The organism is Variovorax sp. P2_H12, assembly GCF_056403395.1.
Window position 1 is genome coordinate 18,644 of record NZ_JBFUFO010000037.1, and the last position, 23,581, is coordinate 42,224.

The 23,581-nt window shown below is 63.8% G+C and carries 21 protein-coding genes and 1 pseudogene; 10 read left to right on the forward strand and 12 right to left on the reverse strand.

Features of this window, described 5'->3' with window-relative positions; all coding sequences use genetic code 11:
• Nucleotides 1-40: 40 nt before the first annotated feature.
• Nucleotides 41-1,804, reverse strand: a complete 1,764-nt coding sequence (locus AC1DYK_RS26285; protein WP_478168974.1) for an AsmA family protein — start codon at nt 1,802-1,804, stop codon at nt 41-43.
• Nucleotides 1,805-1,859: 55 nt separating this feature from the next.
• Complete coding sequence (locus AC1DYK_RS26290) at nt 1,860-2,786, reverse strand: LysR family transcriptional regulator (protein ID WP_478169014.1); 927 nt, start codon at nt 2,784-2,786, stop codon at nt 1,860-1,862.
• 225 nt (nt 2,787-3,011) lie between these two features.
• Here AC1DYK_RS26290 and AC1DYK_RS26295 point away from each other — a divergent pair, with 225 nt between their 5' ends.
• The 3 genes from AC1DYK_RS26295 to AC1DYK_RS26305 all read left to right on the forward strand — a co-directional run bounded on the left by AC1DYK_RS26295 (nt 3,012) and on the right by AC1DYK_RS26305 (nt 6,031).
• On the forward strand, nt 3,012-3,953 hold the full coding sequence (locus tag AC1DYK_RS26295) for a YeiH family protein (RefSeq protein ID WP_478092032.1): 942 nt from the start codon (nt 3,012-3,014) through the stop codon (nt 3,951-3,953).
• 60 nt (nt 3,954-4,013) lie between these two features.
• Nucleotides 4,014-5,570, forward strand: coding sequence for an acetolactate synthase large subunit (locus AC1DYK_RS26300; protein WP_478168975.1), 1,557 nt, complete (start codon nt 4,014-4,016; stop codon nt 5,568-5,570).
• Between the two features lie 170 nt (nt 5,571-5,740).
• Nucleotides 5,741-6,031 carry a hypothetical protein gene (locus tag AC1DYK_RS26305; RefSeq protein WP_478168976.1) on the forward strand — a complete coding sequence of 97 codons (291 nt, stop codon included), beginning with the start codon at nt 5,741-5,743 and terminating at the stop codon, nt 6,029-6,031.
• 40 nt (nt 6,032-6,071) lie between these two features.
• Here AC1DYK_RS26305 and AC1DYK_RS26310 read toward each other — a convergent pair whose 3' ends face one another.
• Nucleotides 6,072-7,088 (reverse strand): AraC family transcriptional regulator, encoded by a 1,017-nt coding sequence (locus AC1DYK_RS26310; protein ID WP_478168977.1) that lies wholly within the window; start codon nt 7,086-7,088, stop codon nt 6,072-6,074.
• A 298-nt stretch (nt 7,089-7,386) separates the two neighbouring features.
• Here AC1DYK_RS26310 and AC1DYK_RS26315 point away from each other — a divergent pair, with 298 nt between their 5' ends.
• Genes AC1DYK_RS26315 through AC1DYK_RS26325 form a run of 3 tightly spaced genes read left to right on the forward strand, consistent with a single transcriptional unit; the run spans nt 7,387 to nt 10,246 of the window.
• Complete coding sequence (locus AC1DYK_RS26315; RefSeq protein ID WP_478168978.1) at nt 7,387-8,367, forward strand: quinone oxidoreductase family protein; 981 nt, start codon at nt 7,387-7,389, stop codon at nt 8,365-8,367.
• Nucleotides 8,368-8,377: 10 nt separating this feature from the next.
• Nucleotides 8,378-9,220, forward strand: coding sequence for a TauD/TfdA dioxygenase family protein (locus tag AC1DYK_RS26320; protein WP_478168979.1), 843 nt, complete (start codon nt 8,378-8,380; stop codon nt 9,218-9,220).
• 33 nt (nt 9,221-9,253) lie between these two features.
• Nucleotides 9,254-10,246, forward strand: coding sequence for a Bug family tripartite tricarboxylate transporter substrate binding protein (locus AC1DYK_RS26325; protein ID WP_478168980.1), 993 nt, complete (start codon nt 9,254-9,256; stop codon nt 10,244-10,246).
• 19 nt (nt 10,247-10,265) lie between these two features.
• Here the strand turns inward: AC1DYK_RS26325 and AC1DYK_RS26330 are convergent, their stop codons facing one another.
• Nucleotides 10,266-11,141: a LysR substrate-binding domain-containing protein gene (locus tag AC1DYK_RS26330; RefSeq protein ID WP_478168981.1), complete on the reverse strand. Its 876-nt coding sequence runs from the start codon at nt 11,139-11,141 to the stop codon at nt 10,266-10,268.
• 440 nt (nt 11,142-11,581) lie between these two features.
• Between AC1DYK_RS26330 and AC1DYK_RS26335 the strand changes: the two genes are divergently transcribed.
• Complete coding sequence (locus AC1DYK_RS26335) at nt 11,582-13,324, forward strand: TnsD family Tn7-like transposition protein (protein ID WP_478168982.1); 1,743 nt, start codon at nt 11,582-11,584, stop codon at nt 13,322-13,324.
• 271 nt (nt 13,325-13,595) lie between these two features.
• Here AC1DYK_RS26335 and AC1DYK_RS26340 read toward each other — a convergent pair whose 3' ends face one another.
• The 3 genes from AC1DYK_RS26340 to AC1DYK_RS26350 all read right to left on the reverse strand — a co-directional run bounded on the left by AC1DYK_RS26340 (nt 13,596) and on the right by AC1DYK_RS26350 (nt 16,431).
• On the reverse strand, nt 13,596-14,120 hold the full coding sequence (locus AC1DYK_RS26340; RefSeq protein ID WP_478168983.1) for a DUF4411 family protein: 525 nt from the start codon (nt 14,118-14,120) through the stop codon (nt 13,596-13,598).
• Between the two features lie 11 nt (nt 14,121-14,131).
• On the reverse strand, nt 14,132-15,298 hold the full coding sequence (locus tag AC1DYK_RS26345) for an ImmA/IrrE family metallo-endopeptidase (RefSeq protein WP_478168984.1): 1,167 nt from the start codon (nt 15,296-15,298) through the stop codon (nt 14,132-14,134).
• Between the two features lie 275 nt (nt 15,299-15,573).
• On the reverse strand, nt 15,574-16,431 hold the full coding sequence (locus tag AC1DYK_RS26350; RefSeq protein ID WP_478168985.1) for a helix-turn-helix domain-containing protein: 858 nt from the start codon (nt 16,429-16,431) through the stop codon (nt 15,574-15,576).
• 225 nt (nt 16,432-16,656) lie between these two features.
• Here AC1DYK_RS26350 and AC1DYK_RS26355 point away from each other — a divergent pair, with 225 nt between their 5' ends.
• The 3 genes from AC1DYK_RS26355 to AC1DYK_RS26365 all read left to right on the forward strand — a co-directional run bounded on the left by AC1DYK_RS26355 (nt 16,657) and on the right by AC1DYK_RS26365 (nt 19,730).
• A complete protein-coding gene (locus AC1DYK_RS26355) occupies nt 16,657-17,526 on the forward strand; it encodes a fumarylacetoacetate hydrolase family protein (protein ID WP_478168986.1) in 870 nt (289 codons plus the stop codon).
• An 11-nt stretch (nt 17,527-17,537) separates the two neighbouring features.
• Nucleotides 17,538-18,323, forward strand: a complete 786-nt coding sequence (locus AC1DYK_RS26360) for an alpha/beta fold hydrolase (protein WP_478168987.1) — start codon at nt 17,538-17,540, stop codon at nt 18,321-18,323.
• A gap of 66 nt (nt 18,324-18,389) precedes the next feature.
• Nucleotides 18,390-19,730: a metal-dependent hydrolase family protein gene (locus AC1DYK_RS26365; RefSeq protein WP_478168988.1), complete on the forward strand. Its 1,341-nt coding sequence runs from the start codon at nt 18,390-18,392 to the stop codon at nt 19,728-19,730.
• Nucleotides 19,731-20,086: 356 nt separating this feature from the next.
• On the opposite strand, the gene AC1DYK_RS26370 is transcribed toward AC1DYK_RS26365, so the two are convergent.
• The 5 genes and pseudogenes from AC1DYK_RS26370 to AC1DYK_RS26390 all read right to left on the reverse strand — a co-directional run bounded on the left by AC1DYK_RS26370 (nt 20,087) and on the right by AC1DYK_RS26390 (nt 23,570).
• The gene (locus AC1DYK_RS26370; protein WP_478168989.1) at nt 20,087-20,245 is read right to left on the reverse strand and encodes a hypothetical protein; all 159 of its coding nucleotides are present in this window, start codon (nt 20,243-20,245) and stop codon (nt 20,087-20,089) included.
• Between the two features lie 344 nt (nt 20,246-20,589).
• A pseudogene (locus AC1DYK_RS26375) lies at nt 20,590-21,254 on the reverse strand (aldehyde dehydrogenase family protein); the annotation flags it as partial.
• A gap of 115 nt (nt 21,255-21,369) precedes the next feature.
• The gene (locus AC1DYK_RS26380; protein WP_478168990.1) at nt 21,370-22,233 is read right to left on the reverse strand and encodes a fumarylacetoacetate hydrolase family protein; all 864 of its coding nucleotides are present in this window, start codon (nt 22,231-22,233) and stop codon (nt 21,370-21,372) included.
• Between the two features lie 34 nt (nt 22,234-22,267).
• Nucleotides 22,268-22,822, reverse strand: coding sequence for a VOC family protein (locus tag AC1DYK_RS26385; protein WP_478168991.1), 555 nt, complete (start codon nt 22,820-22,822; stop codon nt 22,268-22,270).
• Between the two features lie 49 nt (nt 22,823-22,871).
• The gene (locus tag AC1DYK_RS26390) at nt 22,872-23,570 is read right to left on the reverse strand and encodes an FCD domain-containing protein (protein WP_478168992.1); all 699 of its coding nucleotides are present in this window, start codon (nt 23,568-23,570) and stop codon (nt 22,872-22,874) included.
• Nucleotides 23,571-23,581 lie beyond the last annotated feature (11 nt).

Below are 23,581 nucleotides of genomic sequence, written 5' to 3' on the forward strand. Positions count from 1 at the left end.
CGTTCGTCCAGAAAGAAGCCAGAGCTTCAGTGCCGCCCCCTCAGCCGCCGAAGAGCTTGCGGCGAATCGGCCCTCGAGGTTCGCGCTTGGCCGGCGCGCCGCCAGGGCCGGCCTGCGGGCGCCCCGCCGATGCGGCCTGGGCGCAGGCCGACGGCTCTCCGGCTGCGGCGCGCAGCGCCGGCGCCAGCAGCGAGATCCCGCCGGTCGCGGCGGCCACGCCCACGTTGGCGGCCTGGTGCACGGCACCGCGCGGGTTGATGCTCAGCTCGGGAGCGTCGAGCGGGCCCTGGAGCAGCATCAGCTCGACCAGGCTGCCCGGATTCAGGTCGAGGCCCCGCTTGACCTGGGGCCGGAACGCCAGCGAGAGGGTCTGCCGGGCGAGATTGATCTCGCCGCTGGCCGAAACCGCGATCTGCCGCGTTTCCACCGCGATCGAGCGGTTGATCGCGGCCACGCCGTCGCGCAGAGTCAGCCGCGCGACGGCGCACTGCACGACCAGGTCGTCGCGCGGCACGTTGCTCGGGATCAGCGCATCGATCAGGCGCGAGAGGACGTCGCGGTCCAGCGCGGCCCCCCGGCCCACCAGCCCGACGTCGCGGGCGCTCAGCAGGGCGTTGCCGCTCGATGAAGCGGCCAGCGCCGCGGGCGTGCGGCCGGACATCGCGAGCTTGGCTTCGAAGTCGGCATGGCCGCCCTTGAAGCGCCGACTGCCCGGATGCGCCGCGTCCAGTGCCTCGACCGACATCGACCTGGCGCTCAGCTGCAGGTCGATGTGCGGTGCCGCATCCGGGTGCAGCGCGACGCGGAGCTGTCCCCGGGCCTGGCCGCCGGCGATGGCAAAGCTGAACGGTTCGACCTGCAGCCGTCCGGGATTGAAATTGACATGGGCCTGGAAGGCCGAGATGGCCGGCAGCCGCGGGAGGCTCAGCGCGGCTGCCGACAGTGCCGCCTCGAGCCGCAATGGCGCGTCGCCGAGCTTGAGAGTCGCGTCGCCGGTCAGGCGTTGTCCGGCCACCGACAGCGCCATCGGATCGGCGCGCCACTGCGCCGGCGCATGCACCACCGTCGCGTGCCATTCGAGCGGCACCGGAATCATCTGTGCCGCCGGGCCGAACGGCGCCAGCGCCGGCGCCGCATCCACCCGGACCGACACCCTGGCGTCGAAGGCTCCGGCGTGTTCGCCGGTGCCCATGCTGCCCTGGACCGTGAGGGAAGCGCCATCGGTGCTGGCGCGCAGGTCGAGCGGCCATTCGGCGGTGCCGGCCCACAGCGCCTCGATCGGCCCGACCTCGCCCTTCACCTTCCAGTGTTGAGGCCCGAACGCCAGCTCGGCGGTCAACTGGCTCCGGTGGTCCGTCGTGGCCAGCGCCAGCGATTCGATGCGCAGGGTCTGCCCGGTCGGGAGCCTGATGTCGGCGCCCTGGGCGTCGACGCTCAGGATGTGCAGGGTGCCGGCGAGCAGGTCGCGCAGCGACACCTCGAAGGCGACATCCCTGGCCCGCAATGTGTCGACGTGCGTGCTTCCCCGCGGGCTGGCGAGCACCACGTCCGTGGCCTCGATGGCGAAGGTCGGCACAAGGCGCAGGTTCAGGTCACCCTCGATGCGGAAGTCGCGCCCGGTCGCGGTGCTCACGCGCTCCGCGAGCATGGACGCGAGCCGCGCGGGCGGATAGGCATGCCGGAAGGCGACCCAGGCCGCCGCTGCGAGCAGGCCGAGCACGCACAACGCGATCAATGCGATCAGCGCGCGGTGCCCCGTGCGGCGTCCGCCGTTCTTGTCGTCCCGAGGGGTCCTGGTCTCCATCCGCGCATTCTCATGCTTGCGCCCCGGCCCGGTTCGACGGTTCGGTGCGGGTCGCTCAGCGCGCGCCGAGTCGCTCCGCGGCGCTGCAGTGCGCCAGGAAATCCGTGGTCGCGCGGCCCAAGCGCTTTTCACGGTGCAGCACGATGGAAAGCTGGCGGCTTGCCCTGGGCAGGCGTGTGCGCAGTTCAACCAGGTGCCCGTCCGCCACGCTTTGCTCCACCGCGTACCGGGAAAGGCAGCCGAGGCCATCGCTCGCCGCCACCACGCGCTTGATCGCTTCGGTGCTGCCGAGTTCGAAGCCGACGCGGACCTGTCCCAGGTTTTTCAGCAACCACTCGTCCGAGATCTGGCGTGTGCCGGAACCGTGTTCCCGCAGCACCCAGGTGGCGGCAGACAACTGGCGGGTCGTCGCGCAGCGATTCGCCAGTGGGTGGCCCGGTGCAGCGAGGATCACCATTTCGTCATCCAGCCAGGGTCGCACGACCAGGTCGGAATGCGTCTGCGACCCTTCGACGAAGCCGATGTCGACATCCAGGGCGGCGACCGCGTCGATCACTTCGCTGGTATTGCCTATGCGCAGATGGATCTGGCTCTTGGGGTGCAGTTGGGTCCACTGCGACACCAGGCTCGGCAACAGGTATTCGCCGATCGTGAAGCTGGCGGCAACGCGCAGAGGCGCAGCGTGCTCGTCCGTGAACAGGGCCTGCACCTCGGCCGCCTGCTCGACCAGGGCCTGGGCCTTGGGCAACAGCGCGCGCCCGTTCTCGTTGAGCAGCAGACGTCGGCCGATGCGGTCGAACAGCTCGACGCCGAGCGCGCCCTCGAGTTCGGCCAGCGAGGTGCTCGCCGCAGATTGCGAGCGGGCGATCCGGTCGGCCGCCGCGCGTGTGCTGCCGCTGCGCGCCGTGGCCAGAAAGACTTCGAGCTGACGCAGGTTGAGGCGCAGGCGCTGGAATGATTGCTGATTTGATTTATCGATCATTCTGAACACTATTATCCGCTTTTTTCTTTAACAGCCTTTGCCTACCATCCAGCTCATGAAGGGGCCACGACCCTCCCGCGTGCAATCCATACGCTGTTCGAAAGAGATTCTCCAGTGTTCAGTTTCCTGTCGCCAACCTCAGCCGCCGACACGGGCCACCCCGCCTGGTTGCCGCAGCAGCTGCGGCAACTTCTCCCCGGCGCCGCCTTGTCCTGTGTGATCGCGATGGCCGCCACGCTGGTGTCCACCTTGCATGGCGGGCCCCAATTCCTGTATGCGCTGTTCTTTGGCGTGGCTTTTCATTACCTCAGCCATGACGCCAAGACCCGGCCCGGCATCGAATTCTGTTCGCGCACCGTGCTGCGACTGGGCGTCGGCCTCCTCGGGGCGCGGATCACGGCGAGTCAAATTGCCGGCCTGGGGTGGAGCACCGCGGCCATCGTCATCGTCGCCGTCGTGACCACGCTGCTGTGCGGGGTGCTGTTGGGACGTCGTCTGGGCATGAGCCGCGCGCAAGCCGTCTTGTCCGGCGGTTCGGTCGCCATCTGCGGCGCGTCGGCCGCTCTGGCGATCTCGGCGGTGTTGCCACGCGACAAGGAGAGCGAACGCTTCACCCTGATGGTGGTGGTGACCGTGACCGTGCTGTCGACCCTGGCGATGGTGATCTATCCGCTGGTTGCCCAGCTGCTGCACCTGCCGCCCGAACTGGCCGGGCTTTTTCTGGGCGGAACGATCCACGACGTGGCGCAGGTCGTCGGCGCCGGCTACATGCTGAACCAGGAAACCGGCGACTACGCCACCATCGTCAAGCTGTTCCGTGTGTCCATGCTGGCCGTCGTCGTGGTGGTGGTGTCCGGCCTGTTCAAGCGACAGCGTGCGGCGAGCGACAGCGCTTCCGCCGGCGCCAGGCAGGCCCTGGTGCCGTGGTTTCTGTGGGTCTTCGTGGCCCTGGTCATCCTCAACTCCCTGGGCGGCGTGCCGGCGGCGGTGCAGACCGGCCTCAACGACGTCTCCCGCACGTGCCTGGTCGTCGCCATTGCGGCGCTGGGCGTGAAGACTTCATTCAGGCAACTGGCCCGCGCCGGCTGGCGCCCCTTCGCGCTGCTGCTGGTCGAGACGCTGTGGATGGCCGGCTTTGTTCTGGCCGCCATCGCGATGCGAAACTGAAGGCCTCGCATCCCTGTTGGATTCGAACATCGACCCTCCTTCTACAACGAGAGTTTTCCTATGAACGGCGCGGAGAAGCTGGTCCACACGCTCATCGACCACAAGGTCGACGTGTGCTTCACGAACCCTGGCACCTCGGAGATGCACTTTGTCGCCGCGCTCGACAAGATCGAGGGCATGCGCTGCGTGCTGGGCCTGCACGAGACCGTGGTCACGGGGGCCGCCGATGGCTACTACCGGATCGCGGATCGTCCGGCCGCCACCTTGCTTCATCTGGGTCCGGGGCTGGGCAACGGACTGGCCAATCTCCACAATGCCAGGAAGGCGCGATCCGGCATCGTCAACATCGTCGGCGACCATGCGGTCGACCACCTGACACTGGATGCGCCGCTCACATCCGACATCCACGCCATCGCGGGCTCAATGTCCAAGTGGGTCCGCACGAGCCCCACCGTCGATGACATCGCCGCCGACGGCGCCGAGGCGGTTCGCCAGGCGAACTCCCGTCCCGCGCGCATCGCGACGCTGATCCTGCCGGCCAACGTGGCATGGTCCGAAGTCCCCCATGACCAGGGGACGCCCAAGGAAGCACCGGCACAGCCGACCGCGCAGCACGCGCGAGAATTCGACCGGATCGTCAAGGCCCTGCGTGACGACCCTCAGTCCACCCTGCTGCTTCTGGGCGATCGCGCGCTGCGCACGCCGTGCACGAACCTGGCAGGGCAGATCTCTGCGGCCACGCGCTGCGAAGTGCGTGCAGAGTTCTATACCGCGCGCCTGGAGCGCGGTGCCGGACGCGTCCTCGTGCCCCGCCTGCCGTACGCCGTCGATCCTGGCCTGGCAGCGCTCGCGAAGTTCAAGCGAATCGTCCTTGTCGGAGCCAAGGCGCCGGTTGCATTCTTCGCGTATCCGAACAAGCCTGGGCGGCTGTCCGCGCCGGGGTGTGAGTTCCTGACGCTGTCGACGCCCGACGACTTGCCGGAGGAGGCGCTCTCGGCCCTGTGCGAAGCGCTGGGTGCGCATCGTCGCACACCGGCCCACGTGGTCGAGCAGGACGCGCAGGCGCCCTTCGCCGGGGCGTTGAGTCCCGAAGGGATCGGCCGGACGTTGGCCGCCACGCTGCCCGCGCACGCGATCGTCGTCGAAGAGGCGATGACCACCGGGCGCGGTTTCGATGCGCTGACCGCGCAGGCCGCCCCCCATGACTGGCTGACCAGTTGCGGCGGTGCGATCGGCTTTGCCTTGCCCGCCGCAGTCGGAGCGGCGATGGCTGCTCCGGAACGTCGGGTGCTCGCTCTCGAAGGCGACGGCAGCGGGATGTACACGCTCCAGTCGCTGTGGACCATGGCGCGGGAGAACCTGGACATCACGGTGGTGATCTTCGTGAACCGCGCCTACAGCATTCTGCGGGGCGAGCTTGCGGCGGTCGGCGCCGGAACTCCGGGCGTTCGGGCGCAGGACATGCTGTCGCTCGAAAGGCCTGCGCTGGACTGGTCGAGCCTGGCCAAGGGCATGGGTGTGAACGCGACGCGGGTCGGCGACCTCGAATCGCTGGGAAAGGCGCTGGTGCGCTCCTACGAAACGCCGGGTCCGACGCTCATCGAAGCCCTTCTCTGAGCGCCAGCGCAAAACCGGTCCATGTCAATCCAGCCCATCATCAATCTGTCGAATGGGCAACTTCTGTGAACAGCTTTGCTCGTCCGACGTGTAGTCGAACGGGAACTTCCCGTCGTTGTTCGAAACTCACGAATGCTCCATTGCCGCTTCTCGACCTGTACTGAAATCTTATGTTGACCCGCATGTTTGTCTGCGCGTGCCTCACGCTGCTTTCGTCTTTCTCCCTTGCTGAAGTCGGCACCTCCGCCGAGATGGCCGAACGCTACCTTGACGTTCAACGCTGCATCGAGCGGGCCATGGGCAAGCTGTGGCAAGACAAATATGGCATCGAGCTGACGATCAACCGATGGGGCGCCGTCGAGGCGATCGGCGCTTCGATCGACGCTGCCCCTCAGGTTGTTCGCATGACGGATCTGCGTTGCCGCCGCGAGCGGGATCTGGCAGGCCAACCCCGACCATGACGCCTTGGCACCCTCACAAATGAGCGGCAGCAGACCTTCCCTAGGAGAGCGGCCGGGGAAGGTACTGCTGCCGCCAGCTGCTCGGGCTTTGGTCGAAATGCTTGATGAACCAGCGGGTGAAAGAGCTGTTTTCCGCAAAGCCGGCCAGCGAGGCGGCCTCGCTGACCGAGAGCTGCGGGTTCTTCAGGGCGCGGATGGCGGCCTGGCTGCGAACGGCGTCCAGCGTGTCCTGAAAGCTGGTGCGGTTGTTCTCCAGCTGGCGCTGGAGGGAGCGTGACGTGCAGCCCAGTGCGCTGGCCACCTGGGCGATGCTGTGGCGGCCGTGCGGCAACAAGGACTGGATGGCGCTTCGCACCTGCTGCTCGATGGACTTCGGGGATTGGCTGGGGGCGTGCATGTCCATCAGGAACCGGGCATGCCGCTCCATGCCGCTGTCGTGCTCCGGGTCGAGAAGCTGCAGGTCCTGGTGGGACACCACGATGCCGTCGAAGTCCGACTCAAACACGATCTCGTTGCCGAGCACCCGACGGTGATGGGCCGTGCTGGTGGGAGGCGCGTGCGAGAAATGCACGCCGACCGGGTTCCAGTCCTTGCCCAGTTGGTGGCGGCACAGGCTCAGCAAGGCCGTGATGCCCAGCTCCATGGGGTGGCGCCCCGGCGTCTCCCGTTCGGTGTCCAGCTGCAGCTGGATGATGGACAGCCGCCCCTGTGTCACGGTTTCCGTGGTGATGGTGGTGCTGATCAGGTGGTGGTAGTCCTTGAGCGTTTGCAGCAGGGTGGCCAGGCTGGCCTGGTGCTGCAGCAGCAGGCTGATCTGCCCGAAGTCCGACAGCCGCCAGCACGAACCCATGAGCAATCCGAGCGATGCGTTGCCGGCTTGCGCGGAAGAGGCTTCCAGCAGTTGGGCGAAGGCTGTCTCGGGCACCAGCAGGTCGGGTGAGTTCAGGCAGCTGTGGTCCAGGCCGGCCTGCCGGAGCATGCGCATCGGATCGATGCCGAGCTCCTGCGCGACTTTCGAGTACTTGTTCAGGCTGATGCTTCGGATGCGGGGCGTCATGGTGGCAGGTCCAGGCCCCTTGGCCAGTTGCTGCAGGGGCGTTTCAAAGCGCAGCGGTTGTCCTGAACCCATCCGGGGAATGGTAGGGGATTCAACATACGGCAAGCGTATCAATGCCGCACGAGTGGTCAATGGTGTGGGTACCCCAGGCTGCGCGGCGCGTGCCGCAGTCTGCGTGCAGACCCTGACAGGGTTTTCCCCTTGCGGCGCGACTGGGCAAGAACCTGTCGTGATCGGTAAAGCGGGTTGGCTGCGTGTGATTCGAGAATTTGTCCAACCGGATTTCAAGGAGACAGCAGTGGCACAGGTGATCAGATTCGAGCAGACAGGGGGCCCGGAGGTCCTGCGCATGCGGGACGTCGACGTGGGCGAGCCCGGGCCGGGCCAGGTGCTCCTGCAGCAAAAAGCGGCAGGCCTGAACTACGCCGACACGTATTTCCGTACCGGCATCTATCCGGTGCCGCTGCCCAGCGGCATCGGGGTGGAGGGCGCGGGAGTCGTGGCCGCGATCGGCGAGGGCGTGGACAACGTGGCCGTCGGTGACCGCGTGACCTACACCGGCTTCGTCAACACGCTGGGCGCCTACAGCACCGAGCGACTGATTCCGGCCAACGCTCTGATCAAGCTGCCGGACGCCATCGACTTCGAGACGGCCGCATGCATCACCATGCGGGGGCTGACGGCGGCCTATCTGATGCGTCGCATCCACGCCTTCAGCGGCAACGAGACGATCCTGCTGCATGCGGCGGCCGGAGGCGTCGGGCTGATCGTCACCCAGTGGGCGAAGCTGCTCGGGCTCACCGTGATCGGGACGGTGTCGACCGATGCCAAGGCCGAAGTGGCACGCGCCCATGGCTGTGACCACGTCATCAACTACAGCCATGAGAACGTGGCCCAGCGCGTGCGCGCACTGACCGACGGCGTGGGCGTGAGCGTGGTGTTCGACAGCGTCGGCAAGGACACCTTCGAGGCGTCCCTCGACTCCCTCCAGCGCCGTGGCCTGATGGTCTGCGTCGGCACCGCCTCCGGCACGATACCGCCGTTCGACCCCCAGATCCTGGCGCGCAAGGGCTCGCTGTTCCTCACGCGGCCGGCGCTGGCGGACTACATCGCCGACCCCGTGGAAAAGCAGGCGCTTCTGGCGGAGCTTTTCGACCATGTGGCGGCCGGGCGCCTTCGCATCGACATCCAGAAGCGCTACGCGCTGGCGGCGGCCGCCGAAGCGCACCGCGATCTCGAATCCCGCAAGACCGTGGGCGCATCGGTCTTCACCCTCTGAGGAGCAGGCAATGAAAGTCGAACAACTGACGTGCACCATCGGTGCGGAAGTATCGGGCGTGCACCTGGGCGAAGCGTCGCGCGACCTCGGCCTGGCCAACGAGATCAAGGCCTTGCTGCTGCAACACAAGGTGCTTTTCTTTCGCGACCAGGACATCACGCGGGCCGAGCATGTGGCCTTTGCCCGCCATTTCGGGGAGCTGGAAGACCATCCCGTGGCCGGCAGCGACCCGGACCATCCCGGACTGGTCCAGATCTACCGAAGCGACAAGCGCGAGAACTACGAGAACAGCTTTCACACCGATGGCCAGTGGCGCGACGCGCCGCCCATGGGGGGCGTGCTGCGCTGCATCGAATGCCCGCCGGTCGGGGGAGACACCCTCTGGGTCAACATGGTGGAGGCCTACAACAACCTGCCCGACGACATCAAGAAGAAGATCGACGGCCTGAAGGTGAAGTGCAGCATCGAGCACTCGTTCGGCGCCGCCATGCCGGAGGCCAAGCGCCGGGCGCTCGGGATGGAGCATCCGATGGTGGAGCATCCGGTGGTGCGCACCCACCCGGAAACAGGGGAGAAGATCCTGTACGTCTGTGGCTTCGCCACCCATTTCGCGAACTACCACACGCCGGACAACGTGCGCTACGGCCAGGACAAGACGCCGGGCGCCAGCCTGCTGCTCAATTACCTGACCAGCCAGGCAGCCATTCCCGAGTACCAGGTTCGTTTCCGCTGGAAGCCCAACAGTGTGGCCATGTGGGACAACCGCTGCACGCAGCACTACGCGGTCCAGGACTACTGGCCGGCGCCCCGAAAGATGGAGCGCACGGCCATCATCGGCGACAAGCCTTTCTAAGCGCGCAAAGCACAGCAATCGAAGGAGACAGACATGAACAAGCAGGACAACTTCTGGTGGCGTGGATTCGCCCTGGCGGCCGGTATCGGGATCGTGGCTTGGATGCCCGTCGCGCAGGCGCAGGAGGCATGGCCCAGCAAGCCGATCCGTCTGGTGGTGGGTGGGCCTGCCGGCGGCAGTGCCGACGCGCTGGCCCGGCTGCTGGCCGAAGGGCTGCAGCAGGCATTGAGCAAGCCGGTCATCGTGGAATCCAAGCCCGGTGCCGCCGGCGCGCTGGCGATCAGCGACCTGTTGTCCACCGGCAAGGATGGCCACACCTTCCTGGTCATCCAGGGCGGCGTGGTGAGCGAAACCCCGCTGGCCTACAAGGTCAGCTACAAGCCATTCTCGGACCTGAAGCCGCTGGCCCAGCTCAGCCGCACCGGACTGGTGCTGGTCGCCAACAAGGATCTGCCCGTTTCCAATTTGCAGCAATTGGTGGAATACGGCAAATCGCAAAAGGACGGACTCATCTTCGCCTCCTATGCGACGGGAATGAAGGGCCACACCTCGGGCATGCTGCTCGGGCAACTCGCGCATGTGCAGATGAAGCATGTCGGATACAAAGGCTCGCCCCAGGCGCTGACCGATCTCATGGGCGGCCATGTGCCCCTGATGTTCGATGGGGTGACCACCTCCTTGCCTCTGATCAAGGCCGGCAAGATCAAGGCGCTTGCGGTGAACTACCCGACACGGATTGCCGAGCTGCCGGATGTGCCCACTTTCAAGGAGTTCGGCTACCCGCAGCTCGCGCAGGCAGGCTGGTTCGCTGTCTGGTCCCGCCCGGATGCGCCGCCGGCCATCCAGCAGAAAATCCGCGAAGTGACGCTGGCCTATTTCAAGCAGGAGTCGGTGCAGAACCGCGTCAAGGCCATGGGCATGGAAGCGGGCGGAGCCGTCACGTCGGACGAGATGATGACCGACTTGAAGCAGGCCTACCAGGAGCAGGCCAAGCTGCTGAAGTCGATCGACTACCAGCCGGAGTAGATCGGTGGGCCCTGCGTATTCAGCGAGCGCGCTTCAACCCACGCGGTGGCGGAACCGATTGCAGGCACTCCACGAGACACTGGGCCGCAGGCGTCAGGCGACCCTGGCGCAGCGTCACGATGCTCACCTCGACCGGGGGAAGGCGCTCGCGCAGATGAAGGGCCTGCAGGCCGCGCGGCAGGAGCTCCTGCTCGATCACGGCGCTGGAGAACAGTCCGAGCAGATCCATCTTCCCAAGCAGGTGCACGGCAATGGCGAAGGATTCGCAGGCCAGCATGCGCGGCGGTACCTCCAGCCCCTGTGAAATGAACAGGCGGGAGAAGAAGTCCCGGTTCAGCGAGGGGACCACCCAATCCTGCTCCTGCAACTCGCGCAGCGACCGCGCTGCGGCCATCGGGTGGTCGCCTCTCGCACCGACGACGAGCTGCATGAGGAAGAGAGGCTGCTGGATGAAATCGTCGGGCAGGCTGCCTTCGAGCGTGTTCGCAACGACGAAGTCGAGCGTGCCGTTCTTGAGCTTTTGCAGCGCGACCGGCGGCGCATCCTCGGTGATGCCGACCTGGGCTTGCGGCATGCGGCGACCGAAAGCCTTCAGCGCATCAGGCAGGAGCGTGAGCCCGATGGTCGATGTCAGGGCCGCCGTCACGCGGCCGTGACCTCCGGCCTTCATGTAGGCCAGCTCGTCGCGGGCACGGCGCAGTTCCTCGAGGATCAGGTGCGCGCGCGCCTGGAAGGCCAGGCCCGCCTCGGTGAGCTCGACGCCCGCGACACTGCGCCGTAGCAGCGGCACATCGAGCTCGGACTCGAGTTCGCGCATGGTGCGCGTCACTGCGGGCTGGGAAATGAAAAGCGCGCGCGCGGCGGCGCGAATGCTCCGATGTTCGGCGACCGCCACAAAGGCGTGTATGGGCAGAATAAAGTTCGTCGATCACAATAAAGATCGTCGCAGGCCGACAATCAGTTGGGCATCGGGAAAAAGTCGATGGGGTCTGAAGGTCTCTGGCAAAAAGAGAGTTTCGAGCCGCTACTGATCCACAATAAGGTTCCGCGGAAGCAAAATGGTCCGCCTACTGCGCGCGTCAGCCTCCAGAGCCAGAAAGTCAGATACAGCACCGAGTCCCAGCGCAGGACTGATCACAGTGAGGAAGGACCAGATCCCGGCAAATGCCTTGCCGCTCGGTTCAAAAGGAGACCGACGCCCGGGAGCACACCGGCAGGAGGCGTTGTGCGGTCCTCAACATAAACAAAGTTCGGCCGGTGCCGTGCAACTGTCTGTTGAGCAACGCTTTCTCGACAAGCCCACCGCGCAGCGAAGTCAGCCTTTTGGAGCGTTCCATGAATTCCGCAGAACCTATTCGAAAGGCATCGAACGGCCATCAACTACTTGTTCGGCTCCTCAAAGGAGAGACTGTCTATAGTCTTTGCTCGAGGCACCATAGACTTTCCGGGAGTTTCTCGCCGGCCACGACGTGCGAGACGCTCTTCGGAGATGTAGATGCAGGTGGCGCTCACGACTTTCCAAGTTCGATCGATGCGCTTGTTAATCGTGCAAACAAGCGCTTTGGAACACTGGATGATCTAGTCCAAAAGCACACCGTCCTTCCCATCTTTCTGCCCTTTATGGGGGCGCGCAACCGGCAGCAATTGCTCACAGAGTTCCGCGCGGGGCATGCTGAAAGGCTCCACGGTCTACTGGGCCTCGGCGCCTCAAGTGTCCCGCATGGCAATCCATTGAGAGCGTGCCCTGAATGCATGCGCGAAGATTCCGAGAAACGCGGAGTGGCGCACTGGCATGTGGTGCATCAACTTCCCGGCGTCTATCGATGTGTCGAACACGAGCGCCCTCTTCTTGAGTTCCATATGGATCGAGAGATACAGCCGCGTTGGATCCTCCCAATGGATCTGCGTCGTTCCTCTGTCTTTGCCCCTGGCATCCCTCTCCTCCCAATCAAGGGAGAGAAGGCGGTATTGACCGTATCAATGATATGCACCGAATTGTTCGAACTTCGCGCGGAATTCTCTTTCAATCTGGAACGATTGCGCGACGTTTACCTCTACCAGATGGACCGGGTTGGATGGGTGGACGCTAATTGTAAAATAGATTACCAAGCTGCAGCCCGATCATTCAAGCAGTTTGCTAGTCCCTGGAGTTCTCTTGCTACCCTGGGAAGACTCATTTCCACTCTGGATGGTTGTACCGGCTTTCTTCGTCGCTTTGCTCGCGTCAAGGCGACGCATCCACGGCATCCATTCAATCACGCACTAGTGATTGCCTGGCTATTCGAGGACTGGCGTTCGTTTATAGTGCTCTACAATAGCTGGACTACAGGCGATCGACGGTCGGTTTCGACCAGAACAGAGAATATGACGGCCGTCAAAGATGACTGCCCACAACCTGCCTTTAGCGTGCGCACAGCGAAGTTCCTTCAACTAGTGCACAGCGGCTCTTCGCTGAAAGATGCAGCGGATAGCATTGGGGCTCGCCTTTGGAAACCAAAGACTTGGGCCGCCAAGCTTAGCGTGGGTCGCAGCGGGAAGTTTGTGCCCAAAGTTTGCGCAGAGTTGGTAGAACTCTGCCAAGCAGGCCTGCAGCAGACCGAAATTGAGTGCTGCATCAAGCTGAAGCCAGGAACCGTCCGCGCCTTTTTTAAGCTAATCCCGGAAATGCGGCACTTCTGGTTGGAGTCTCGAAAAGATAGTTTTAAGAGAATTGCATGCCAACAATGGAGCGCGGCACTAGAACAATCTGCTTTGACTGGCCAGACCGCGCGCAAGCTTGCACCGCAAGCCTACAAATGGCTGATCATTCACTATAAAGCCTACATTGGGGAGGCAAGGGCACACGCTGGATACTCAGCGAAGCACGGTCGCAACGTTGATTGGAAGGCTCGAGATCTCCAGTATGCGCAAGCCCTGTTGTTGGCGGCAAAAGAGTTTTATCTGAAGAACCCCGGTCAAAAATTATTTAAGAAGAATCTTCTCTCCCGAATCCTCCACATCGGCCCTAGGCTTGCTCTTCGAGCGGAGAATAGAATGCCACGATCCGTAGAGGCAATACGACAGGCCGTCGAAGCGTGACTCCATAATGGACCCCTGCATTCCGTCGGAGGTTCCGTGAACATGCCGGCAGCCACACGGACAAACTGTGCCGCGACGATCTGTTCGACGCCTTCGACATCTTGGAGTTGGCCCTGCGCGAGTTGTATGTCGGGTACGAGAAGCGGATCGGCCGTTTCAGTGCGGCGATCAACACTCGGAGAGGGCCGAGGGCCAAGCGGCAAGCGTCGTCACGAGACAACCTGTTCGATTGAGGCGCAGTCGGCCTGCCGAGTTGTGCAGCAGGTCGGGGTCACTTGCCGATTTTTTGCTTCCACTGGGTGCTGAAGCCAAGCGCGCGATTGAACCAGAACGGGTCGCACCAGTCCTGCCCGAAGGAGTTGCACACGTCGGGGAGCTTGCGCTTGTGGCGCTGCTTCTTAGGCTTGGAGGTTTCGACCGTTACGACGCACCGTTTTCCTTTGTCGGACAGTGCGTAGGCAGTCAGAAATGGATCTCGGCCGATCTGTTCGACTTCATCGTCAGTGAGATCGGGCGCGTAGCCTTGCGTGAGGACACTCTGCACAAGCCCCGGGTCTACCGCGTCGTTCAACAGCAGCGCCTTCTTATGGGCGTCCTCTTGCAGCCACGCGAAGAGCAAATCCTTGTCAGCATCGTCGGGACCGTCCTTGACTTCCTCGAAGATTTCGAACGGCATCTTCACCCGACCTTGCTCGCCCTGATACGCGAGCCACTCCCAATACTCGGGCACGCTGTCAACCGGGTAGTACGAATTGTGGGCCGTGATAAGCACGCTCGCGTCAAGCAGATAGAGCATCAAGGGGCCGATCAGGCAGCAGCCAGCAATGGGTAGACGCTGCGGGGCCTGACCCCGAGCACCTTGGCGGCCTTGACCGGCGAAAGCGTTCCCGCATCCATGGCGTGGTGCGCGAAATTGAGCATAGCGGAGCCCAAGCGGTGACGCCGCACGACGTAGTAGCTCGGGCCGCTGCTCTTCTTCATCTTGGCGATGTCCTTCTCTCGACGCTTCTCAGCGATCCAGCGCGAGTGAATTTCACCAGACAGCGCCTTCCAGTCGTCGAGCGACAAGTGCCCGGCCTTGCAAAGGCTGTAGGCGACCATCTGTCGGCTTACACGCCAGCGATCGGCATGCTCCGAAATGGTCGCGATCTGCGCGTTCACGTCGAGGCCGGCAAGATTGATCGCCTCCAAATCTGCGCGCGGCAACAGGAATTCACCGGCCGCGTCGTTGCAGAATTTCTCGATCTTCATCTCGGGCACGCCGCCTCCGCTGACGCCCGTGGCACCGAGGAATAGGTGCGCAAGCTCGTGCAGCAGCGTGAAGGACCAGGCCGCCTTCGCGTCGCCGTCGTTGATGACGATGAAGGGGGCCAGGGGATCGGCTATCGCGAAGCCACGGAACGCCCCGACCGGAATGGTCGAATGATGACTTCCAAGGTTGCCGACGAGCAGCACGAATACCCCGGCCCGTTCCGCCTTGTCGCGCAGCAAATTGAAGGCGCCGTCCGCATCCTTTTGCGCCCGGTACTCCGTGCGGGTGACGCCCAGCAGCTTCTCGATTCCTTCGCGAAGGGCCGGCACGCCGGCTTCCATCCTTGCCGTGCCGATGAAGTCCAGCGGCCGCGCGTCCTCATCATCTTCCAAGACGGCGCGCACGAGGCTTTGCCGCGCACGGAGGTCGCGCACAAGCGCATCCACGTCAGCTTCCGCTTCTATGCTTCGTTCTGCGACGACGGTGCGGAAGTCTTCGCCTCGGTCGCCTTTCTTTGGTGGTGCTGGTAGGTACAGGGTCAGCAGGGAGCGGCGGTAGGCCCTTGCCATGTTCGCCAGCATCGTACGCGAGGGCTCCTTTTCGCCGCCCTCGATCAATTTGAGTGATGTCGGCGCGATGCCGATGGCCCGTGCAGCATCCTCCGGTTCAAGGCCGGCGCTTTCTCTCGCCCATCGAAACACTTCCGGGTTGAACCGTGTCATCTTTTACGCCGAAGCGCGCGCAGTGTACGTGCGGCGCCTCGTTTCCAAAGTTTACAGACTTCGGGCCGCTTCCCGCAGATCAGCCTCGCCCAGCCGTCGAACTACTCCCCTGATGTGGGTCTGTCGCCACGGGCCTGAGCCAATCGACCGCAGCCTTCGCCAGCGACATCGGGCGCAGCCGCGGATCGCGCCACAAATCCGCAGCGCCCTCTTCCAGCTCACCTGGATTGCCGCTGCAGCCGGTGTACACAGGCGTCGATCCCAAGCCGACAGCCCTAGAACTGCTCCCTGGGGACGCCGGTAACGGTCACAGGCGACGGGTCGCGCGCCGCCCGCTTGAAGATCGACGGCGAGACGCCGGTGTGCTCTTTGAAGAAGCGCGAAAAATTGCCCGGCGCTGAAAACCCGAGATCCATCGCGACCTCGGTCAGCGCGCCGCCTTCGGCAACGCGGCGCATGGCTTCCTCAACCCGCACGCCGCTCCAGAACACCTGAGGTGTCGTGTTGAGCTGATCGCGAAAAAGTGCAAAGAAGTGCGCGCGCGATAGTCCAACTTTCGCCGCGATCTCATCGATGGTCGTGATTTCGGCAACGTGCTCACGCATGTGGGCAATGGCGCTGCGCAGCCGATGGTCAAGCATCACACCCACGGGACTCCCAGGCGATTCGGTGCCGCCGGGGGTCGAGGCCGCTATGGCCGCCTCTAGAAGCCGCTCCACTTCGTCGTCGATGGCCGGGCGCGACTTGTCGGCGGAGATAATGAGATCGAGCACCCGCCAGCATGAGCGGCGCATTGCGGAGCTGATGGGAACGCGCGGCGAAGGAAATCGGAAGTTGCGTCCGGTTGCGCTGCCCAGCGCGTCCAGCCACTGCTTGGAGATCATGAAGACGAGGAAGAGGCACGCGCCCTTGCCCTTCATCACCATGTCATGCGCCTCGAACGCGTTGACGCCGAGCGCGATGTTCTCGCCGTAGGGAACGACCTCGGCGCCCACGTTTGCGACGGCGCGATTCCCACCGAGCCACAGCGCCAGTTGCGATTCGGAATGGGCGTGCGACACCAGGCTGGCGCGCGATTCGAGAACGATCGCGGTGCCAAAAGCTCCCTCGTGCAACGCGTACGCCTCCGCCATCTTTTCAGATCCTTCCAACGTGAGCTGACGGTGCAATTGTTTGCCCTGGAGAGCCCTGATTTGACGGCATTCCGGGTAAGTACCTAGTTCTGCACCGGACTCCCTGATACGTCGCCAGATTCGTCGATAAGCGCCAAAAGCCTCGTGTTTTTAAAGTTGCTCCATCCCCGCGGCGCCTTGACCGGAGCCGCAATCCGCAGAGAGAAATCGCAGGAGCAAACTGAAATGCGCATCGCAACTTACATCGCCGACGGCACCCGCCGCGTCGGACTTGTTTCCGACGACGGCATGACCATTCAACCGCTCGACTTGACGCCGCAGCAAGCGGCTGTGGGTGCCCTGAGCATCATCGAATCCATGGCCGAAGGCGCAGTGGCGCCGATCGCGACCGGCGCTGCCGTCAAGGTGGCGGATGTCGCCCTGGACGCGCCGCTGCCCAAGCCCAGGCGCAACCTCTGGTGCGTCGGCCGCAACTACCACGCCCACGCCAAGGAACTCTCGGCCTCCGTCTTCAAGGACAGCGGCGCGAAAACCGACGAGTGGCCCATCGTCTTCACCAAGGTGCCCGAATGCGTGGTCGGCCCACACGACGACGTGCTAGTCCCCAGCGAGATCTCGACGCAGATCGACTACGAAGCCGAACTCGCCGTGGTCATCGGCAAGGGCGGCAAGAACATCACGCGCGCCGCGGCGATGGAGCATGTGTTCGGCTACACGGTCGTCAACGACGTGACGGCTCGCGACGTACAGGTGCGCCACAGCCAGTGGGACATGGGCAAGTCCTTCGACACCTTTTGCCCGATGGGCCCTTGGATCGTGACCGCCGATGAGTTCGACGGCGCCAAGACGCGCGTGCGCTGCTGGGTCAACGGCGAGCTGCGGCAGGACGGCCCGACAGAGAGCATGATCTTCGACATCCCGGCGCTGATCGAGACCATTTCGCGCGGCATCACGCTGTATCCGGGCGATGTCATCGCCACGGGCACGCCGGCGGGCGTGGGCATGGGCATGTCGCCGCCGCGCTATCTGAAGGCGGGCGATGTGGTGCGCATTGAGATTGATCGCCTGGGCGCGATCGAGAACAAGTTCGTCTGAGGGGAAGCGTGATGACGACACAACTCATAAACGGGCTGGCCGTCGAGATCGATGGCAACGGAGAGGCACTGCTGTGCATTCACGGACTCGGCGGTTCGTCGAACACCTGGACGCCGTTGCTGACTGCCTTGTCAGACTTCAAGGTGATCCGCCCGGACCTGCCTGGAAGCGCACGTTCGCCGCTGCTCGCGGAGCCGTTGTCGATCGAACGCTATGCCGCATCGCTCGAAACCTTGCTTGCCGGCCTGGGCGTCGAGTCGGTACACGTGATGGCGCACTCGCTCGGCACCGTCGTTGCGCAACATCTGGCCGTGCGCAACCCCGGCAAGATCAAGTCGCTCGCCCTGTTCGGCCCGCTGGTTGCGCCGCCCGAAGCAGCCCGGCCGAACATCGTGGCGCGTGCCGCGGCGGCGCGCGGCGGTGCCGCAGCGATGCAGGAAATTGCCAACGCTGTCGTCAAGGGTGCCACCAGCCCGGAGACGAAGGCCGAGGAGCCCGCCGTGCTGGCGCTGGTGCGCGAAAGCGTGATGCGCCAACCGCCCGAAGGCTATGCGCAGAGCTGCGAGGCCCTGGCCGCGGCACAGTCGGCGGAGATCGAGCGCATCGCCGGCGTGCCGACCTTGCTCGTCACCGGCGACCAGGACGGCGTCGCGCCGCCTGCCAACGTGGCCGCCATGGCGGCGCGCATCACCGGATCGCGGCAAGTGGTCTTCAATGGCTGCGGCCACTGGCCCACCTTCGAGAAGCCGCAACGCTGCATGCAGGAACTTGAGCTGTTCTACGCATCGCTGCGCTGATCTCCTTTCTTTCTCAGCAACTTTCATCAATCCATTTCCGGCACCACGGGCCGGAGGAGACAAGCCATGACCCGCATCGCATTCACAAACGTCCGCATCTTCGACGGCACGGGCGAAGACACCTACACCGGCGACGTGCTCGTCGAAGGCAAGCGCATCGCCGAGGTGACTCGCGCGCCCAATCGCGTGAGCACCGACGACGCCCGTGTCATCGACGGACGGGGCCGCTTCCTCATGCCTGGCATGACCGAGGCCCACACGCATTTCTCGTGGAACGATCAGCCGAGCCTGGCCGCCATCCAGTTCATGCCTCCCGAGGAGCACACGCTGTGGTGCGTGCGCGTGGCCAAGCGCTATCTGGACATGGGGTGGACCTCCGCCATCGGCGCTGCCGCAGCCAAGCCGCGTCTTGACGTGGTGCTGCGCAATGCGATCGACGCCGGCGAATTCCCCGGACCGCGCTACCTCGCCGGCAGCCAGGAGATCACCACCATCGGCGCGCTGGGGGACAACACGCTGCCGCACATGAAGTTCGAGGAACTGAGCTTTGGCAGCGTTTGCAGCGGACCGGAAGACATCCGCAGGTCGGCGCGCACCTTCATCAAGTACGGCGTCGATCACCTCAAGATCAACTTGTCCGGCGAATACATTGCCGGCCTGCCGGCTGAGATGTCACCGTTCGCGGAGGAAGAGGTCGCGATGCTCGCGCAGGAAGCCAAGCGCTATGGCAAGCGCATGGCCGCGCACGCGCGGTCGAGCGAATCGGTCAAACAGTGCGTTCGCCACGGCATCGAGATGGTCTACCATGCCAGCTTCGCGGACGAAGAGGCGCTCGACATGCTCGAGGCGGCCAAGGACAAGCACTTCGTCGCCCCCGGTATCGGCTGGCTCATCCGCACAACCTTCAACGCCGCCGAGTACGGCATCACCGAGGCCGTCGCGACGCAAATGGGCTACAAGCGCGAGCTGGAGATCGCCTCGGCATCGCTGCGCAAGATGCACCAGCGCGGCATCCGCATCCTCCCAGGCGGCGACTACGGCTTTGCGTGGATGCCGCACGGCACCAACGCCAATGACCTGCAGTACTTCGTGGACTACATCGGCATGACACCCAAGGAAGCATTGCTGGCAGCGACGAAGCTAGGCGGCCAGATCATGTTGCGTCCGGAAGATCTCGGCCAGTTGAAGGCGGGGTTCCTGGCAGACATCGTGCTGGTGGATGGCGATCCGCTCCAGGACCTTTCGCTCCTGACTGATCCGGCGAAGATCCAGCTCGTGATGAAGGATGGCGTGATCCACAAGGATTGCGCGACCCCGGTGCCTGCGGAGGCTGCGCTGCATCTGGAAGGGGCCGACTTTCCGCTACGGGAGGAAGGCGTCAAGGAGGCGCTTGCTGAAATGCAGTGAGCGAGAGACTAGCGAAAGGGGCGGCGGCAACGCCCCGGCTCTCTCTTCTTCGACCGCAATGCAAACGCAAGCCGACGCTGATGGCGCCATGTTCGACGGCTCATGGCCGAACTGAGTCATTGCCCTTTGCGTGCGAACGGAGGCTCCCCCTGCTGCACATGCGACCTTTCCAGGAGAACCCAGCCAGCAGAAGAACAACCCGCTGGTCAGTCGCCAGGGTTTTCAGATAGCAAACCAACGGGAACTTCGCGCCGTCGCGCGGGCTGATGCAGAGGTTGAGCAGCGCGTTCTCTGGGCTAGGCTATAGCCACGCGGGTGGTCCCCAAATACGCGGACGACCGGCACCGCACCCGGAATCAAGCCTTGGCTTGGCCCATGGCCACTGGGATCGAGGATGCCGCCGCCGCCCATTCTTCGCCCGTCAGGTGCGCGGCTGTCTGCGAATGCAGCAGGGAGTCTTCTTCGTCCAGATGGACGAGCATCAATTTGCGGTGCTCGTGCAGCAGCGCTCCCACGCCGTCAGCTACGCTGGCCGCGCCCGAGGCCGCCTCTTGGGCCGGTTGGCGACGCGGCCGAACTGGGAAACGGCTGCCGTCGAAACCCCTTGGGTCTTGGTGATCGAGTTCGGGAGGGTCCGGCGATGAAGCGTGCCTCGCTCAACTCCTCCCGCCGCGCCTATCGGCGAGCGCTACTCAAAATTCGGCCTGCCCATCGTCGGTTTGGTCATGAACCCAGCGCATCGCCTGTTGCTCTGCGTGACGGATCGCTTCCGCCTCCGTCCCATACACAATTTCCTCGGTGTCGTTGGGTAGTTGCGTCTTTTTCTCATCCGCAGGAGTTCGAACAAGAACGACGATCGGTTGATAGCCGCCGCGCGCGGGTTCGGCGCGTAGCTCAAAGCGGAACCCGCGATACCGCGGCCCATCACGAGATTGAACACGCCCGCCGGAATGCCCGAGCGGCTGATGATCTCGGCCAGCGCCCAGGCGCATCCCGGCACCAGATCGGCCGGCTTCATCACCACGCAGTTGCCGAAGGCCAGCGCCGGGGCTATCTTCCAGGCCGGGATGGCGATCGGGAAATCCCACGGCGTGATCAGGCCGACCACCACGGGCTCCCGCGTGATCTCGATGCCGATGCCCGGGCGCACCGACGGCAGCACCTCGCCCGACAGGCGCAGGCATTCGCCGGCGAAGAACTTGAAGATCTGGCCGGCGCGCGTGGCTTCGCCGATGCCCTCGGCCTTGGTCTTGCGCTCTTCGCGCGCCAGCAGCGTGCCCAGCTCCTCCTTGCGCGCCAGGATCTCGTTGCCGATCTTGTCCAGCGCCTCGGAGCGCGCCTGGATGCCGCCGGTCGACCAAGCCGGAAGGCGGCCGTGGCCGCCGTGGCCGCGGCATCCACCTGGCTCGCGTCGCCTTGCGCGTACTGGCCCAGCACGTCGCCCAGGTTGCTCGGATTGACGTTCGGGCTGTAGCTGGCAGCCGCGCGCCATTCACCGTTGATGAGGTTGTCGTGTTGTTCCATGCAGCTTCACCATGCTTGAAATGCGAAAAGCCAGACCAGAAGAGCGAAGAGCCATCGGCTGATGGCTCTTCGAAGCGGGCCGGTGCATCGAACACTCGTTGCGTAGACAGTGCCATCAGTCTTGTTGGACGATCGGATTCCTGAGGAGCCCAACGCCCTCGATCTCTACCTCGCAAACGTCGCCGGGCTTCATGAAGCGCGGCGGCTTCTTGCTCCAGCCCACACCCGCCGGGGTACCCGTGGCGATGACGTCTCCAGGCGTCAGGGTGAAGATCGTGGACGCGTAGTTGATCAACTTCGGAATGCTGAAGATCATGTGTCCCGTATGACTCGACTGGATCGTTTCACCGTTCAAGCGCACCTCGAGCTTCAGTTCACGGCCTGGTTCAATCTCGTCGGCAGTGACCATCCAAGGCCCGAAGCCGCCCGTGCTTTCGAAGTTCTTGCCAGAGGCGATCTGCTTCGCGTGAAACTGCCACTCGCGAATGCTCGCGTCGTTGTAGCAGGAGTATCCGGCGACGTGTTCGTAGGCCTTGTCCTCGGGGATGTTTCGGCCACCCTTCCCAATGATCACGGCAAGCTCGCCTTCCCAGTCGAGCGACTCTGAGACGTGCGGTCTAACGATCGCCTGGTTGTGCGCGACCTGCGAACGCCACACCCTCAGAAAGATCGGGGGTTGTTCCGATAGTTCGCGATTCATGCCGGCTGCCAGGACCTCTTGGTGATGGTCCATATAGTTACGAACAGCGCAGACAATCTTCTCGGGTCGCGGGATGACAGGCAGGTAGGTGATGTCCGCGAGCTTGGCATCAACTGCTTTGCCCTTCACATGCTCTGCGGCCTTCAGATACTCGCCCGACGCGATGTAGTCGGCCAAGGTCGGGTAAGCGGACATTGACTTGCCCAGATCGACGACTCCGTCACCTACGACGGCGCCCCACGTTTCGCGGCCTTGATTGACGAAAGAGAGGAGTTTCATGTGGATTCCGTTTCAAAAAGGAGAAGTGTTTAGGTCACACGCTCGGAAAGGGTGCGCGGCTCAGGAAGTCGGCCTGCCAATCGGCCAAGGTCTTGAAAGTCGGGTCCCGGCGGCAGATGGTTTCGGTTTCGCGCAGGATCTCTTCGTCAGACTTGGACAGATCCAGTGGATCGCCATGCGGCTGTTCGACATAGAAGGGCGTATCCACGTAGATCTCGACCATGTTTCCTTCCGGATCGAGCATGTAGACTGACAACGCGTTGCCATGGTTGAGTCCCCGGATCTCGGTTGCGCCCCGGGATTCAGCCTTGGCCCAGATGTCGCGCATCGACTGGATGCTGGGGACGGCGAAGGACAATTGCATGACCGTGCTGAACTTGACGTCAGCGGGTCGACCTGAAGCGATCACCAGCTGATGGTGCTGGTCAGGGCTGGCGCTCGTGAAGACCAACTTGTTCTTGAACGTCTTGCCGACGCCCGTATCCGTGATGGTCAGATCGAACACTTGGGTGTAGAACGCGACCATCTTGTCGAGGTCGGTCACGTAGATTCCAAAGTGCGAAGGCGTAGGTCGGCTGACCTTAAGCATAAGGTTCTCCTAGTGACGGGTCTGGCGCGCCAAAGTGGCGCGAAGAAAGTCAGGCGCCAGCGGCTCGAAGCATCGCGGCCTCTACATTGCGCTGCGTGCTCAAGATGTGCTCACCGAGCAGCGCGCAAGCCGTCTCGGTATCCCGACGCAGCGTTGCATCCATGATCTTCCGATGCTCGTTGGATTTGCGGCGGCCCGCCAGTCGGTGGCGCGCAGAAAACCGCCGGTAGCGCTCGGCCTGATCGAAGAGGCTGGCACTCCACATGCGTTGCCGTTCCGATGTACAGGCGGCGATCAATGCCGAATGAAAGTTGCGGTGTACTTCGCTCCACTCGTCGTCCAGGATGGCAGGGCCGTCGCTCAAGCGCGATTCGACCTTTTCCAGTCGATGAAACGCGGCGACGATCGCCCCCTCCCACTCATCGTCGCCCGATTCGATGGCGCTGCGCAGCGCCTGGACATCCAGCATGAGCCTCATGTGGGTGATGTCGTTCAAATCCTCCGAAGAAATCGGAGCGACGCGGAACCCGCGTCGTTCATCCGCTCGAACCAGACCTTCCTGCGTGAGGCGGCTGAGGGCCTCGCGCAACGGACTACTGGAAAAGCCGTAAAGCCCTTGCAGTTCGTCCAATTTGAGCTTACTGCCGGCTTCAAAGGTTCCGACAAGCACGTCATGTCGAAGGCTCCGAAAAGCCTGCTCCGACAAAGGGCTCGAGGAATCGGGTGCGCTGGTGCTGGAAGAGTTCATAGCCTCATTTT

What these genes read in the sequence shown, in the direction of transcription:
- AC1DYK_RS26285 (WP_478168974.1), bottom strand. Translation starts at nt 1,804, where the DNA reads ATGGAGACCAGGACCCCTCGGGACGACAAGAACGGCGGACGCCGCACG.
- AC1DYK_RS26290 (WP_478169014.1), bottom strand. Translation starts at nt 2,786, where the DNA reads ATGATCGATAAATCAAATCAGCAATCATTCCAGCGCCTGCGCCTCAAC.
- AC1DYK_RS26295 (WP_478092032.1), top strand. Translation starts at nt 3,012, where the DNA reads ATGGCCGCCACGCTGGTGTCCACCTTGCATGGCGGGCCCCAATTCCTG.
- AC1DYK_RS26300 (WP_478168975.1), top strand. Translation starts at nt 4,014, where the DNA reads ATGAACGGCGCGGAGAAGCTGGTCCACACGCTCATCGACCACAAGGTC.
- AC1DYK_RS26305 (WP_478168976.1), top strand. Translation starts at nt 5,741, where the DNA reads ATGTTGACCCGCATGTTTGTCTGCGCGTGCCTCACGCTGCTTTCGTCT.
- AC1DYK_RS26310 (WP_478168977.1), bottom strand. Translation starts at nt 7,088, where the DNA reads ATGACGCCCCGCATCCGAAGCATCAGCCTGAACAAGTACTCGAAAGTC.
- AC1DYK_RS26320 (WP_478168979.1), top strand. Translation starts at nt 8,378, where the DNA reads ATGAAAGTCGAACAACTGACGTGCACCATCGGTGCGGAAGTATCGGGC.
- AC1DYK_RS26325 (WP_478168980.1), top strand. Translation starts at nt 9,254, where the DNA reads ATGAACAAGCAGGACAACTTCTGGTGGCGTGGATTCGCCCTGGCGGCC.
- AC1DYK_RS26335 (WP_478168982.1), top strand. Translation starts at nt 11,582, where the DNA reads ATGAATTCCGCAGAACCTATTCGAAAGGCATCGAACGGCCATCAACTA.
- AC1DYK_RS26340 (WP_478168983.1), bottom strand. Translation starts at nt 14,120, where the DNA reads ATGCTCTATCTGCTTGACGCGAGCGTGCTTATCACGGCCCACAATTCG.
- AC1DYK_RS26345 (WP_478168984.1), bottom strand. Translation starts at nt 15,298, where the DNA reads ATGACACGGTTCAACCCGGAAGTGTTTCGATGGGCGAGAGAAAGCGCC.
- AC1DYK_RS26350 (WP_478168985.1), bottom strand. Translation starts at nt 16,431, where the DNA reads ATGGCGGAGGCGTACGCGTTGCACGAGGGAGCTTTTGGCACCGCGATC.
- AC1DYK_RS26355 (WP_478168986.1), top strand. Translation starts at nt 16,657, where the DNA reads ATGCGCATCGCAACTTACATCGCCGACGGCACCCGCCGCGTCGGACTT.
- AC1DYK_RS26360 (WP_478168987.1), top strand. Translation starts at nt 17,538, where the DNA reads ATGACGACACAACTCATAAACGGGCTGGCCGTCGAGATCGATGGCAAC.
- AC1DYK_RS26365 (WP_478168988.1), top strand. Translation starts at nt 18,390, where the DNA reads ATGACCCGCATCGCATTCACAAACGTCCGCATCTTCGACGGCACGGGC.
- AC1DYK_RS26380 (WP_478168990.1), bottom strand. Translation starts at nt 22,233, where the DNA reads ATGAAACTCCTCTCTTTCGTCAATCAAGGCCGCGAAACGTGGGGCGCC.
- AC1DYK_RS26385 (WP_478168991.1), bottom strand. Translation starts at nt 22,822, where the DNA reads ATGCTTAAGGTCAGCCGACCTACGCCTTCGCACTTTGGAATCTACGTG.
- AC1DYK_RS26390 (WP_478168992.1), bottom strand. Translation starts at nt 23,570, where the DNA reads ATGAACTCTTCCAGCACCAGCGCACCCGATTCCTCGAGCCCTTTGTCG.